Here is a 13,750-nt window from a genome sequence, read left to right on the forward strand (position 1 = left end):
AGTGAAATTTTACTGTTCTTTATACGACCTTTTTAGTGGTTTTTTAGCAGGGCCTTCTACTACTTCTCCAGTAATAGAAAAACGTGAACCGTGACACGGGCAATCCCAAGTGCGGTCACTATTATTCCAAGCGACTTCGCAGCCTAGGTGTGTACACGTGGTATCGACAAGAAAGACATTTCCATCCTCTGATTTATAGGCGCCGCACTTTTTATGTTCATACGAGATAATGCCGCCCTCGCCTGGTTGTAAATCATCGATTGTTTGATCAGTTCGTTTGAATTTACCACTGATCAGCTTGGCAGCGACATTGGTATTTTCTTTTATGAAATCTTTGACGAAAGAGTCAGTAACAGGTCTTGATGGCGTAAAAATTGATTCGTATGGATTCGATTTTCCTTCAATTAAATCACCGATAAGAGTAGCAGCCACGTGGCTTGTGGTCATGCCCCATTTTCTAAAGCCGGTCGCTACAAAGATATTCTGGTGGTGTTTGGTCAGGCGGCCAATGTAAGGGATTTGATCCATTGTGACCATATCGTGTGTCGACCAGCGATACAGCACTTCTTCAATTCCAAGGGTGGCGTCTCCAAACGTTTCTAGTCCTTCATAGTGAGCGGATTCATCTCCGCCTTGTCCTGTTTTATGACCTTCTCCTCCGATGAGGACAACTTCCTCGCCGTGCCATTCTGACGTTCTTAAAGAGTGAGCAGGCTGATCAATTCCGAGGTACATCCCGTCTGGGAGAGGCTTCGTCGTTTTGGCTGCTACGACATAGGATTGTTCTGGATGAATTCGGGTGAAGTAAAGTCCTTTCCCATCATAAAAAGGAAAGTGTGAGCATGAAATGATGTAGCGCCCTGTCAGATGATGTCCGTTTTTTGTGACGACAGCAGGCCGGTTCCCTTCTTTTACATCAACAGCGGTTGTTTGTTCAAAGATACGTACACCTCGCTCGAGGAGCTTGTCAATTAGCGCATTGAGATAATGAAGGGGATGAAACTGTGCCTGATTCGTCATCGCAAGGGCTGCTTTGATGTCAGCGTCAAAAGGAAGCTCTGTTTTCCATTCTCGGTCAATACCAAGCTGTTTGTAGGCATCTAATTCCTTCTTTAACTTTTTTACACCGCTTTCTTCCTTTGTATAAAGGTACGCATCTTTAATCTCTAGCTGACAATCGATGTCGTGCTCTTTGATACGAGCTTGAATGAGGTCTTTTGCTTTCTCGTTTGCTTCTACATACAAACGTGCTTTTGGCATGCCAATTTGTTGAATCAGCTCATAATAGTACACATCATGCTGTGAGGTGATTTTAGCCGTTGTGTGTCCGGTCGTGCCTTGCAGCAATTGATCGGCATCAATGATGATCACATCTAATCCTCGCTCTTTCATTTCAAAGGCCGCAGCGATACCGGTAATACCGCCGCCGACAATGATCACATCTGCTGTGAGATCTTCATTGACAGAAGAAAAAGAATGCTTCCGGCTGTCCAACAGCCATAACGATTTTGCCTCTTCCATTCCTTTATGTTCTTGTTCCATGTTGTCGCCTCCACTTAACTTGTTGTGTATAATTTTTCCACAATAATGAAAATCATACACCTGAAAGGAAACAAGGGCGTCATACATAAAAAAGGAGCCAGCACATAAAAATAAACAAGATAAAAGGAAGGAGTGGACTACCGTGTCAACAAAGCAGCCGAAGAAAACATTGCCGCCTCAGCACCAAAATGAACGGCCGGGTCTTGAATATAAAATGAACCCTAGACCTGTCTTTGATCGTGAGGTGCAGGACAAAAAGTTAGCAGGAAAAACAGCCATTGTGACAGGTGGAGACAGCGGGATCGGAAGAGCAGTCTCTGTCTTATTTGCGAAGGAAGGTGCCAATGTCGCCATTGTTTACTTAAGTGAACATCGCGATGCCGAGGAGACGAAGGACTATATTGAGAAAGCGGGAGGCCGTGTCATCTTAATTGCAGGTGATTTAGGGGATGAGGCTTTTTCAAATGAGGTCGTCAAAAAAACAAAAGATGCGTTTGGTTCCATTGATATTTTGGTGAATAACGCCGGGGAACAGCATCCGCAAAAAAAGCATTGAGCAAATTACCTCGCATCAGCTTCTTCGGACGTTTCAAACGAATATTTTTGCGATGTTTTATTTAACAAAGGCTGTTCTTCCTCATTTAAAAAAAGGAAGCAGTATTATTAATACAGCATCTGTCACCGCCTATAAAGGGCATGAAACATTGATCGATTATTCATCTACAAAAGGGGCGGTCGTCACATTTACGAGATCATTATCCTTATCGCTCATTAAACAAGGGATTAGAGTGAATGGGGTAGCACCGGGTCCCATTTGGACACCGCTGATTCCATCAACCTTTACGGAAAAAGAAGTCTCTGAATTTGGTGGAAATGTCCCAATGGAGCGTCCTGGTGAGCCAGTAGAGCTTGCACCGAGTTATTTATTTTTAGCAAGTGAAGACTCATCTTATATGAATGGACAAATGCTCCATGTGAATGGCGGAACCATTTTAAATGGATAAACAAAAAACTTGCGGTAAAGAGACAAGTTGCTGTCTCTCTGCCGCAAGTAAAATCATCATGATTGATGTAAGCAGTGTTCTGCATATTGAGCTGACAAGTCATTGAATCGCTTTTCATCACGCTGATCCAGAGCCTTATCAATCTCTTCTCTTAGGAAGGTTAAGCGCTGTTTATAAAGCGCTTCATCTAAAACCATTTGAATATAGATGTCTAAAATGGTGACGCCGTTTTCTTCGGTTTTTTGGGTGTTGCGGGACTTCATGAGCTCAGCATACGTTTTTTTCTCTTTCATAAAGAATCCCCCCGATGCCTTTTTTATAGTATATGGATTGGCGGAGAAAAAATCAACAAGAATTTATAATTTTTAGACAATTTATTTTTGAGCAGAATCGACATCACTTGTCCAATCGACAGAATGTGATATATCTTTAAAAAAAGCTTTTCGATAGATCGAATGGACTAAAAAATATGATAAAAAGATGATTTTTAATAAATTTTGAAAAAATCCTGTCGTTTCTTATATGTTGGTGATAGATTAATAGTATCTTAAATAACCAAATATTAACACAGGAGGAAATGAAGTGTCAGGAATTAGTGAAACACCTTTAGATTCATACGTCATTAATCAAACAACAATGGCGGTCCTTTCAGTTGAAGAAGGAAAAAGAGTATATTCAAAAGTCATAGAAAGAGAGACAAGCTTTTATGTTGAATTAAAGCCCCTGCAAATTATTGAACGCAGCTGCAGATTCTTCGGCTCAAGCTATGCAGGCAGAAAGGCGGGAACATACGAAGTAACAGGAATTTCTCACAAACCCCCAATTGTGATTGACTCATCCAACCATCTGTATTTCTTCCCAACCTATTCATCCAACCGTCCTCAGTGCGGCTGGATCTCCCACAAATACATTCATACCTTCCAGGAATCATCCCTCGGAGACACGGTGGTCACCTTTACAAATGAGCAAACCATCAAACTTGATGTCTCATATAAATCATTTGAGAGTCAGGTGCACCGAACAGCATATCTCCGAACGAAATTTCAAGATCGTCTTGATGGAGGTCTTCCTAAGAAACAAGAATTTATGCTGTATCCAAAGGAACAGCAGCTCAATCTCGTATACGATTTTATATTAAGGGAGCTTCGTAACAGATATTAATCAAAAGCCAGCGGCAGAGCAGCCGCTGGACCTCTTATCTAATATGGACTTCATGCAATGTAAAAAGGGGGACATCCATCATAAAGATGAATTCATTGAAACCAAATACGTATGTCTCGTCGTCTATTGGTTGTATTGGGAAATGACAGGGAAATGTGAATCCTTAGACGTATTTTCATCTATTTATTCATAAATCACAGAAGTGACACGAGCTTGTCTGTTACAATAAAAGAAATCATTTCTTGCGAAGTATTTTTATGTAGTAAAGGATGCTTATATTTGACCGATATGAACGAATGGGATGAAGAAATGGAGGCTCTGTATGAAAAAACAATCACATTTGGTGCTGCTATTTATCCTAACAGTGACATTACTAGCAGCCTGTCAGCAAGCAGGTCAATCGCCTTCAAAACAAGACGCAAAAGAAGCTGCTTATGAACAATGGGTTCAATCTTATATGGATGAGTTAAATGAATCATATGAAAAGATGACCGATCAGTTTATCTCAGATGGACATGGAAAAATTCAAACAAATAAAAAATTGACAGAAGCGACGAAAGCATTTGATCGTGTGATTCAAAAAGGACTTGATCATCAAGAAGTTCCAGCCGCTTATCAAAAGGCCGATCAACAATTAAAGACGGGCCTGGCTTCATTTGAAAAAGGGGTTAGTAAGGTGGAGAAGCTCTTGAAGCATCCCGATCAAGAAAAGCTGTTTATATCCGCTACCCATCATTTTCAGGATGGCTTGCAGCAGACAGCCGCATTTATTGAAGAAGTAGGTCAGATTCAGCAATCATCCTAAAAAGCTTGGAAGGTTTACTTCCAGGCTTTTTTAGATGTGAAGTATTTTCTTTAAACGGCGAACGCCCTCTTGAATCATGCTTTCGTCCGTACAGGCGAATCCTAGCAGTAATCCCTTTCGATTGCTTTCAAAACAATAAGGACTTAAAGGATAAATGCCAACGCCAGCTGCCTTTGCTGCTTCAATGCTTCCTTTTTCATCAAAGTCTGGTGTTCCTTCTAAAAAGACATGAAGGCCCGTATCGGTTCCATAGATACGGAAGTGTTTGTCAAAGTGATGTGCGAGAAGGGCTTCCATCATGGCTGCCTGTCTTTTTTTATACAGCTGTCTCATTCGCCTGACATACCGCGTGAATTCTCCTTCTTTGAAAAAAGAAGCGAGTGTGATTTGTTCCATAATGGGCAGCTGTCTTTGAATGAGTGATTGCAGTGCGGCAATTTCTTTTATGACTGCTTTGGAGCCGATAATGGCAGCAAGCCGGATGCCAGGTGCCAGCACCTTTGAGAAGCTTAAGATGTAAATCACATGCTCGGGTGCTTCTGAAAATAGGGAAGGGAGCGGCCCGCCATGGTAACGATAATCTCCATCAAAATCATCCTCTAATATATAAGACTGATGGCTGACAGCAAACTTTAGCAGCTGCTGCCTTCTGTTTACACTCATACATACTCCAGTTGGACGCTGATGGGAGGGCGTCACAGCAATCAGTTTTGTTTGCTGGGGCAATGTATTCACCATCATTCCTTCTTCATCAACTGGTGCGGGGTGAATGTTCATTTCGCGATGCATAAACGACAGCCTTGCCCCAGGAAAACCTGGATCTTCAACAGCTACTGTATCCCCTTTTTTAAGCAATACCTGTGAAATCAAATCAATGGCTTGCTGGGTGCCACCTGTTAACACCATTTGATCTTCTTCTACTTCAATCCCGCGCTCAACAGATAAATATTGGCGTATTTCTGAACGCACTTCCCATAATCCATGCGGGGAGGAATAGCCCCAATTCTTCATATCTAATCGCTGTAATGCTTTCATGAGCGAGCGTTTCCATATGTTTTGAAAGTGGTCATCGATCGCCGGTTCCTGATGACGAAAATCAATATCGAGCTTCTCATGAAATTGATTGGCTGACAGCCAATGATCCATTTGTTTTTCAGCTTCTTCAAAGTGAGGTCTTATCGGAGGTGAGAAAGGCGGTTCACTTTGATGGGGAGGGGAAGCTGTATATTGATCACTTGAAATGACCTTTGTACCGCCTCTTCTAGATGTGCTGACGTAGCCTCTTGCCAGCAGTTCATCGTAGGCAAGCTGGACGGTTGATCTTGATACATTAAGCTCCTGTGCGAGCACTCTTGTCGGTGTTAACTGATCGTCGGGATGCAGTTTTTGTGAATGAATTTTTTGAATGATCTCATTCACGATTTGCTGCCAGAGCGGGGTAGCGCTTGAACGGTCTAAATGAATATACATCGCGCACCTTCTTTCGTTTTCACATCATAAGATGATGATGACACGGAATTATGGACTGGTCAATAGTGCCGTTTTTGGATGTAGGAAGTAAGCCAAATGGTGTGTACACTGTTCTCATATGTAATGATATAGAGGAGAGAGTCAAATGATCCCAGCATCCAAAGAAGAAACGGCACACTTATCCATGATCCCGTTTATTTTCGTTTTACTTGGTCTTTTTATGATTACGATTGCTGTGAATCTGCAAGTGCCCCTTTATACGGCGTATGCAGAACAAGCAGGGTACGGAAAGGCGGCAACAGCACTTGTATTTGCTGCGTATGTCTTCGGACTCATTCCAGTTTTGCTTTTTCTTGGCGGTATTTCTGACCGGGCTGGACGCAAACCGATTTTATTGGTTGCGCTTAGCTTTTCGTTATGTGCCACTTTGTTGATGATTGTACATCCTTCCATACAGATGCTTTTTGCTGCCCGGCTGCTGCAAGGTGTCGGTCTTGGTCTTAGCGTTGGAACATGCACCGCATATTTGATTGCTTTATATCCTGAGAAATCAAGCTGGATTCCAACTTTTATTGCATTATGCAGTTCGGCTGGATTTGGGGGCGGTGCTCTTTTTACGGCACTTCTTTCTTTTCAGCATGTGTCGCTCACGCCGCTTAGCTATTGGATTGTGCTGGCCTTTTTGTTCTTAACTATTGTGGGTGTCTTCTTTTTCGTGCCGCCTGTCCAAGGAGATTCAGGTAAACCGATGATGAACATGCCAAGATTTCCAAAAGGAACAATGCCGGCGAATGCAGCCATTGCTATCGCGTGGTCGGTGTGCGGCCTTGTCATTTCAATTTTGCCAGCACAGCTTAAATTAAATGGTTATGAATTGTGGGTAGGACCGGCGCTCTTTTTGATTAATATGGCAGGTGTCCTGATGCAGCCCTTTGTGCGCAAGATGAATAGCAGCACAGCGCTGCTTTTGGGGTTTATCTGTCTTCCATGCGGATATGGCCTCTTGCTATACGGTGCAAACAGCGGATCTATCTTCCTTGTGCTTGCCGGAACGATGCTGGCGGGTACTGCCTGCTATGGATTTACTTATTTAGGTGGACTTCAGCTCATTGTTGAGCGGGGGAAAAAAGAGGCGGCTAGAGCCGTTGCAGGCTATTACTTGTTTGCTTATTTAGGTCTTGGTATTCCAAGTGTGTTTGTTGGCCTCTTCGCTGATATTTACGGTACTCAGATCGTATTAATCCTCTTTTTCTTACTCGTTTTGGCTGCCTGCCTCATTCTATTCATCTCAGGTGTCAGACAGAAACAAAAGTAAGGTGCCTATCTTTCTCTTTCTCTTCCAATTCGTTTAAAATATAGAGAGGAGAGGGGAAGATGAACATGAAAAAAGTGCAGCTGGACGGCGCAGTGTGCAGGTCGCAAAAAGAGCTTCATGATCAGCTAAAAACAGTTTTACACCTTCCTGATTATTACGGGAAAAACCTTGATGCCCTTTGGGACTGTTTAACAGGAGAGGTGCCTCTTCCAGTAGAACTGACATGGGTGAATTTTCAAACGAGCAAAGACGCTCTTGGCGATTATGCTGAGAGCTTGCGTCAGTTATTTCAAGAAGCAGAAGAAGAACTGAAGGGACAATTTCAATTTGATATTCAATCATGATGGAAAAAGCAGCCGCTGCCGCAGGCTGTTTTTTTGATTTTGATTTGTAAATAGGTGAGCTGTCTGATGTTTAAGATTGTGGATTCATAAAAATATGTTGTATGAAGGAAACTTTCATCAAAATATGTTATAGTGGGACCTACATTGATAGACTAAGATAGAGTGAGGGTTCGGAAAGGATGAAGGAAAAAACAAGATCAAAAAGAAGACTAAGGCCTTGGGTCAAAGCCGTGCTGTTTATCATGGCATTTGTCATGGTGATGGCAGTGTCCGTGACTGGATACGCATATTATAAAATTTCAAAAGCGTCGAATAAGGCGCAAGTATCATTAGAAAGAGGAGACACCTCGCAAAAGCGTGTAAAAGCGTTTGATCCAGGAAAAGACAGCTTTTCGGTGCTGCTGCTTGGAATTGACAGCCGTCCAGGTGAAACGGTAGACGAAGCAAGAAGTGATGCGGTCTTACTGGCGGCGGTGAACCGAACAGACAAAACCATTAAGCTTCTCAGTATTCCTCGTGATTCTTATGTGGATATACCTGGAAGAGGATATGATAAAATTGCTCACGCCCATGCGTTTGGGAGTGCAGATTTGTCAGTCAAAACGGTCGAAAATTTGTTGAACATTCCTGTAGACTATGTGATTTCAGGTAACTTTAAGGCATTTCAAGACATTGTGGATGAGCTAAACGGAATTGATGTAACGATTGAAGATGAAAGCATTGTAAAACAGATGGAAAAGGATTCAAAAGGAAAAGTTCAAGTGCAGACAGGCACTCATAGACTGAATGGCGAAGAAGCTCTAGCCTTTGTGAGAACGAGAAAAGCAGACAGTGATCTCATGCGCGGAAAGCGCCAAATGGAAGCACTTCAAGCCATCTTTGAAAAATCTAAATCGATTTCTTCGATCCCGTCATACGACAACATCATTGATACGCTTGGTGATAATGTCTCAACCAATCTTTCCATGAAACAGTTCATCGGTCTTTTTCCATTACTGAGCTCATTGAAATCAGTAGATACCATTCAGCTAAAGGGACATGATTATCAGCCTGGGAATGTGTATTATTTTGAGTTAGATGGATCAGGATTAAACGAAGTGAGAACAGAGCTGAGAAAACAGCTTGAATTATCATAAATAAGTAGGAGCCTGCCGCCGCGGCAGGCTTTTTTTGCATGTGTAACGCGCAACATTTCAGCCTATAGTTCATTTGTTTGTTGGAGAAAATATCGAGTCAGCAGTTCCTCTACCCGGTGACGTATACGCGGATTAAAGTATTTATGCTTTTCTTCATAGCCATTTATGATAAATAGGTACGTTGTAAATCCCTCATCGTGTTCAATTTGCTGTACTTTCATATTTTCTTTACGTAAATCCTGCTTCAGTTCATAAAGTGCTTTCTGTGCTTCCTTTAACACAGAGGTCACAAGCTGAATGTATGGTTCATTTAATTTAAATGTTTGATGTTGTTTTAAGTGTGTCAGATCACGATTGAGGATGGAGATGACCATAGGAAGAAAGATGGCCTGTTCCATCATTTGAAGCTGTACTCTTGATAGTCTCGTCATGTCTAAGCCTGCTTTCTTTATAAATAGAACAAGTGTTCTTGTTTATTATATCGAATGAGTCAAACAATCTCAAGGGGGGGCGAGTGGGATTTATTTGTATATTTTTATGTTTTCCATGTAAAATGAAATGTAGACAAACCTTGAAGGAGTCAAACAAGTTGACATCATTTCTTTCTCTATTTACTCATGAAAATATCACATCATTTTTTGAAAGCTACAAGGCCTTTGGACCAATTGTCGCTATATTGCTTCCTCTGATTGAAGCATTTCTTCCTTTTTTACCACTCGTGGCATTTGCGGTGGCAAATGCAAATGCATTCGGCCTTTGGGAAGGCTTTTTATTAACCTGGATCGGTGCAAGTGCAGGTTCTATTCTTGTCTTTTTACTGATCAGAAAATTTGGACAGATGAGAATGCTGAACTTTATTAGCAGACATCCTTCCATTAAGAAATTAATGCTTTGGGTAGAGAAACGGGGATTTGGTCCGTTATTTATTTTACTCTGCTTTCCTTTTACACCTTCTGCTGCCGTCAATGTGGTCGCGGGCTTATCAAGAATTAGCATGTGGCAATTTTCATTAGCTGCTTTAGCTGGTAAGTGTGTTATGCTCTTTATCATTAGTTTTATTGGTTATGACCTTTCTGCCTTAGTAAAGAATCCGTTAAGAAGTGTTTTTGCGGTTCTAGTTATCGTTTTATTATGGTATGTTGGAAAGAGAGTAGAAAATAGGTTGAACATTCGAATGAGCAAGCGTGAGGACAAAGGAGGCTCTTAATGAAAAAGAAGCCATTGTTATGGTTGATGATTATTACATGCATCGTCTTATTGTTCCAGGTAAAGAATTTCATGTTTGTGAAGTATAAAGTAGAAGGGGTTAGTATGGACCCCACATTTACAGATGGAACAGAATTATTAATCAACAAGTTCTCGCCAAAACTCACGAAAATTAGCCGGTTTGATTATGTGTTATTTCACGGACCAAAAAATCAAATTTTGATCAAACGGGTCATTGGACTCCCGGGAGAATCGATCAAGTATGTCGATGATCAGTTATTTGTGGATGGTGCAAAATGGAAAGAACCCTATTTAAAAGAGCAGAAAAAACATAAAATGGGGAATGTCCTGACAGGGGATTTTCAGCTGAAAGCCATCACAGGACATGATAAAATCAAAAAAAACCATTACTTCGTGATCGGAGATAACCGAATACATAGCTTTGACAGCCGGCATTTTGGAACGATTTCAAAAGATCAAGTAGTTGGTGTCAAAAGAAATCAGGATGAATAAAAAAGAGGCGCTCTGCACATGCAAAGCGTCTCTCTTTTTTATTTAGCGGCTTTATATTCAGGATGTCTTTTTGCCCAGACATGATGTAAGAATCGAAAAAACGGTGGCAGCATAGCTATGACAAGAATGATTCTAACGACTTGTACAGCTACTACAAAGGTTGAGTCCTCATGGAGTGTAACTGCTGTTGTTGCCATTTCTGCAATACCGCCAGGAGAAAAGGCAAGAATGGCTGTAATGACAGAAATCCCTGTGACCTCAGCAATGGCAATTGAACTGAGAACCGTTGCAGCAATTAGTCCAGCTGAGCTGACGACGGCTACAATTAACGTGTTTTTTAGTCCGACAAACATCTGTTTATTCATTTTTGAACCGATGGTTGCACCTAGAAATACCTGTGATGCGATATTCGCTTGTGCTGGCCAATAAGGAATCAAATCATGACCTATGAGCGCACCTGCACCTACTTGAAGAGCAGCAACTCCTAACATGCTGCCAATCAGCCAAGGGGCAGGGAAATGAAGACGAACCGCCAGGCGTGACATAAGCCAGGCACCTAAAATAAGTGCAGCAGTCCACGAGATATTTGACAGGGTGAAAACACCGGATGAAAAGGCGCTCCCTTGAATGCCTGCAGCTGCATCCGCTGGATTTTTTGTATTTAAATAGAACACCGTAAATGGGATGGTGAGTACCACCATTAATACACGTGTTGTTTGTACGAGACTGACAACGGCTGTATTTGCTCCAACCTCTTGGGCAATCCCTGGCATAGCAGATAAACCGCCTGGTGCTGTGCCGACAAAGCTGGTCAGCATATCTGTTTTACTCAGCTTCCATAAGGCAAAGCCAGAGAGCATCGCCAGTAGAATAGAAAAAACGAGCATGAAACTCACAGGGAGCCAATGTTCAGCGAAAATATGAAGAACTTTCATGTTCATTTTTTGTCCGAGTTCGATTCCGAGAATAAATTGACCAAGGAGTAGCCATCTGCTGTGAATACGCAAGGTGTTGTTTCCTTTACGCTGAAACAGGGTGGGACGTCGCATGGCAATAAATGCAGCTGTGATTAATGTACCGATCATCCAGCCAATAGACATTCCTGTTAAAGACAAAAGAAAACCACCTAAACCGCTTATTGCGATCAAAATGAGATCGGTTCGAAGGCTGTTTCCTTGTTTCATCACATGTAAACCTTCTTCCTATAATTTTGTTCAGTAAGTGAAATGTTGTTATCTTCACTATAATACAAAAGTCTCTATAAATAAAATACGAATTTTTTTACCATTTTCATAAGATTATCTTATCAAGAACCTGACAGCTTCTTAATAAAAGTGAAGATATAATTTTTACCAAAAACAAAAACAAATATACAACGATTTTCCCCTATTTTTGTTATCAGTTGACTATCATTTTCAATTACACTACAATCCTTAGTGTGAGGTGATAACATGAAAATTCCTTCTTTTAAATATAATGAAAAGGGATTGAATCGTTTTTTCGGTCCTTTAGAGGGAAGAATTATGGAGATCCTTTATCAAGGTGAGGATATGCCGATTAAAGAAGTGCAGCAGAAGCTGTCAGATGAAAAGCCGATTAATTTCAACACGGTGATGACTGTGCTGAACCGCTTAACCGAAAAGGGAATTGTGGAGAAGAAAACAAAAGGGCGTTCATCTATTTATAATCCTATTTTAACAAAAGAAGAATTTCTAAATGAGCAGACAAAATGGATTACGCAAGGACTGATGGACGATTTTGGTCCACTGGCAGTGAATCATATGGTGGATGCAATTGAAAGTGCTGACCCTGAATTACTCAAAGTGCTTGAAGCAAGGCTGGCATCCAAAAAAGAGGAGCAGCAAAATGAATAAAATGAAATCGAGTCTGCTATTTTTAGGCGGTATATTGATTGGTTTAACGATTTTTTATCAGATGGGGTATTACGTGCTTTCAAGCTTTTTTGGCTGGAATCAAGCATATAATCTCATTCATGTATGCCAATCTGTTCTCGAATTCTATGGATTCACTCCTTTGAAATATTTTCTAGATGCTTTAGTGCTCTACACACTGGGATTTGCGATTTTCTATATGACGAAGCAAATCAAAACGTACATTCAATTCAAGCAAAATCTCATGCTTGCAGTCGATCACCAGTCGACCGAATCTTTATCTGAGAAATATGCAAACGACATCATTGTGTTTCATTGTCATGAACCGCTTGCTTTTGCCATGGGTATGCTTCACCCAAAGGTTTACTTATCAACGTCTCTCATGGACATGCTGGATGAAGAGGAAATTGACGCTGTTGTTCATCATGAATTGCACCACAAATACAGCTATGATCCTTTAAAGGCCTTCACATTCTCAATGCTCACAAAAGTTATTTGGTACATTCCAGTGTTAAAGCATATGAGACAAAGCTATTCCGTTTTTCGTGAAGTGATCGCAGATGACTATGCGATTCGGCAGACAGGCACTGAGCTTGGAGTAGGGCAAGCCCTTTTGAAACTCATTAAAAAGAGAACTCAGTTTCAAAAACAAACGAAGTTTGCGGTATCCTTTGGAGATCGGGCATTGAATTTAAGAATACAAAAGATCTTAAATCCAACATACAATATTCCTTTCAATGTACCCATCATTCCCATTGTCACATCAACCATTCTCATGGTGGTCTTGATGATTATGCTTAATCTAAATTACTAATTTTTTTTACTTATTAACATTACATTATGTAGTGTAAAAACAGGAGGAAATCACTATATGAAAACGAATCAAGAAATAGGAACACTTTTCGTGCGTGTTATTTTAGGTTTGATCTTCTTTCTACACGGACTTCAGGCATATCAAGGAGGTCTGGGAGGAACAGCGGCATTCTTTGGACAAATCGGTATACCGGAATTTATGGCCTATATTGTGAAGACAATTGAACTGGTCGGTGGTATCGCCTTGATTTTAGGTCTAGGAACACGTATTTTCGCAGCGCTATTTGTACCAATTATGGCTGTGGCGATTATGACGGTTGGTTTTTCTAAAGGATTTGTTGGCGGTTATGAATTTGAACTATCACTGCTTGTCATGGCGCTTTATTTAACACTTAGCGGCAGTAAGATGCTGTCCATTGATGGGCTGCTAAAACATCAGCAGCAAAGCAATGAAGCAAAATTTCATTAAACGATCATGAAAAAAACTCCTTCTGCTATGTGTGGCAGAGGAGTTTTTTTATTTATCAAATTGTTGTTTTCACGTTTGAA

At 41.1% G+C, this 13,750-nt stretch carries 15 protein-coding genes and 1 pseudogene; 11 read left to right on the forward strand and 5 right to left on the reverse strand.

Features of this window, described 5'->3' with window-relative positions; genetic code table 11:
- Positions 1-9: 9 nt before the first annotated feature.
- Positions 10-1,542, reverse strand: a complete 1,533-nt coding sequence (locus AMR95_RS15620) for an FAD-dependent oxidoreductase (RefSeq protein ID WP_058838806.1) — start codon at positions 1,540-1,542, stop codon at positions 10-12.
- Positions 1,543-1,756: 214 nt separating this feature from the next.
- On the opposite strand from AMR95_RS15620, the pseudogene AMR95_RS15625 reads away from it, so the two are divergent.
- Positions 1,757-2,546 (forward strand): annotated as a pseudogene (locus AMR95_RS15625) (SDR family oxidoreductase).
- A gap of 56 nt (positions 2,547-2,602) precedes the next feature.
- On the opposite strand, the gene AMR95_RS15630 reads toward AMR95_RS15625, so the two are convergent.
- Positions 2,603-2,839 (reverse strand): IDEAL domain-containing protein, encoded by a 237-nt coding sequence (locus AMR95_RS15630; RefSeq protein ID WP_008348804.1) that lies wholly within the window; start codon positions 2,837-2,839, stop codon positions 2,603-2,605.
- Positions 2,840-3,128: 289 nt separating this feature from the next.
- Between AMR95_RS15630 and AMR95_RS15635 the strand changes: the two genes are divergently transcribed.
- Positions 3,129-3,707, forward strand: a complete 579-nt coding sequence (locus tag AMR95_RS15635; RefSeq protein ID WP_039177625.1) for a competence protein ComK — start codon at positions 3,129-3,131, stop codon at positions 3,705-3,707.
- 322 nt (positions 3,708-4,029) lie between these two features.
- The gene (locus AMR95_RS15640) at positions 4,030-4,512 is read left to right on the forward strand and encodes a hypothetical protein (protein WP_039177626.1); all 483 of its coding nucleotides are present in this window, start codon (positions 4,030-4,032) and stop codon (positions 4,510-4,512) included.
- A 30-nt stretch (positions 4,513-4,542) separates the two neighbouring features.
- On the opposite strand, the gene pdxR is transcribed toward AMR95_RS15640, so the two are convergent.
- Positions 4,543-5,982, reverse strand: coding sequence for a MocR-like pyridoxine biosynthesis transcription factor PdxR (pdxR, locus tag AMR95_RS15645; RefSeq protein ID WP_058838807.1), 1,440 nt, complete (start codon positions 5,980-5,982; stop codon positions 4,543-4,545).
- Positions 5,983-6,127: 145 nt separating this feature from the next.
- Here pdxR and AMR95_RS15650 point away from each other — a divergent pair, with 145 nt between their 5' ends.
- The 3 genes from AMR95_RS15650 (at position 6,128) to AMR95_RS15660 (ending at position 8,777) form a co-directional block, all read left to right on the forward strand.
- Positions 6,128-7,297, forward strand: a complete 1,170-nt coding sequence (locus AMR95_RS15650; RefSeq protein WP_058838808.1) for an MFS transporter — start codon at positions 6,128-6,130, stop codon at positions 7,295-7,297.
- A 65-nt stretch (positions 7,298-7,362) separates the two neighbouring features.
- Positions 7,363-7,641 (forward strand): barstar family protein, encoded by a 279-nt coding sequence (locus AMR95_RS15655; RefSeq protein WP_058838885.1) that lies wholly within the window; start codon positions 7,363-7,365, stop codon positions 7,639-7,641.
- A 179-nt stretch (positions 7,642-7,820) separates the two neighbouring features.
- Positions 7,821-8,777, forward strand: a complete 957-nt coding sequence (locus AMR95_RS15660) for an LCP family protein (protein ID WP_058838809.1) — start codon at positions 7,821-7,823, stop codon at positions 8,775-8,777.
- Between the two features lie 62 nt (positions 8,778-8,839).
- Here the strand turns inward: AMR95_RS15660 and AMR95_RS15665 are convergent, their stop codons facing one another.
- Positions 8,840-9,208, reverse strand: a complete 369-nt coding sequence (locus AMR95_RS15665) for a hypothetical protein (protein WP_058838810.1) — start codon at positions 9,206-9,208, stop codon at positions 8,840-8,842.
- A 158-nt stretch (positions 9,209-9,366) separates the two neighbouring features.
- Here AMR95_RS15665 and AMR95_RS15670 point away from each other — a divergent pair, with 158 nt between their 5' ends.
- Both AMR95_RS15670 and lepB read left to right on the forward strand, forming a co-directional pair.
- Positions 9,367-9,984 carry a TVP38/TMEM64 family protein gene (locus tag AMR95_RS15670; protein ID WP_024425492.1) on the forward strand — a complete coding sequence of 206 codons (618 nt, stop codon included), beginning with the start codon at positions 9,367-9,369 and terminating at the stop codon, positions 9,982-9,984.
- Positions 9,984-10,496: a signal peptidase I gene (gene lepB, locus AMR95_RS15675; protein ID WP_039177636.1), complete on the forward strand. Its 513-nt coding sequence runs from the start codon at positions 9,984-9,986 to the stop codon at positions 10,494-10,496. The genes AMR95_RS15670 and lepB overlap by 1 nt, the downstream gene beginning before the upstream one ends.
- Positions 10,497-10,534: 38 nt before the next feature.
- On the opposite strand, the gene AMR95_RS15680 is transcribed toward lepB, so the two are convergent.
- A complete protein-coding gene (locus tag AMR95_RS15680; protein WP_058838811.1) occupies positions 10,535-11,680 on the reverse strand; it encodes an AbrB family transcriptional regulator in 1,146 nt (381 codons plus the stop codon).
- Between the two features lie 267 nt (positions 11,681-11,947).
- Between AMR95_RS15680 and AMR95_RS15685 the strand changes: the two genes are divergently transcribed.
- Genes AMR95_RS15685 through AMR95_RS15695 form a run of 3 tightly spaced genes read left to right on the forward strand, consistent with a single transcriptional unit; the run spans position 11,948 to position 13,670 of the window.
- Positions 11,948-12,370 carry a BlaI/MecI/CopY family transcriptional regulator gene (locus AMR95_RS15685; RefSeq protein ID WP_024425495.1) on the forward strand — a complete coding sequence of 141 codons (423 nt, stop codon included), beginning with the start codon at positions 11,948-11,950 and terminating at the stop codon, positions 12,368-12,370.
- The gene (locus AMR95_RS15690; protein ID WP_047202351.1) at positions 12,363-13,202 is read left to right on the forward strand and encodes a M56 family metallopeptidase; all 840 of its coding nucleotides are present in this window, start codon (positions 12,363-12,365) and stop codon (positions 13,200-13,202) included. Before AMR95_RS15685 ends, AMR95_RS15690 begins: the two co-directional genes overlap by 8 nt.
- A 57-nt stretch (positions 13,203-13,259) precedes the next feature.
- Positions 13,260-13,670, forward strand: a complete 411-nt coding sequence (locus AMR95_RS15695; RefSeq protein WP_039177642.1) for a DoxX family protein — start codon at positions 13,260-13,262, stop codon at positions 13,668-13,670.
- Positions 13,671-13,750 lie beyond the last annotated feature (80 nt).

It is taken from the genome of Bacillus sp. G1(2015b), from assembly GCF_001482475.1.
Lineage (GTDB): Bacteria > Bacillota > Bacilli > Bacillales > Bacillaceae > Bacillus > Bacillus safensis.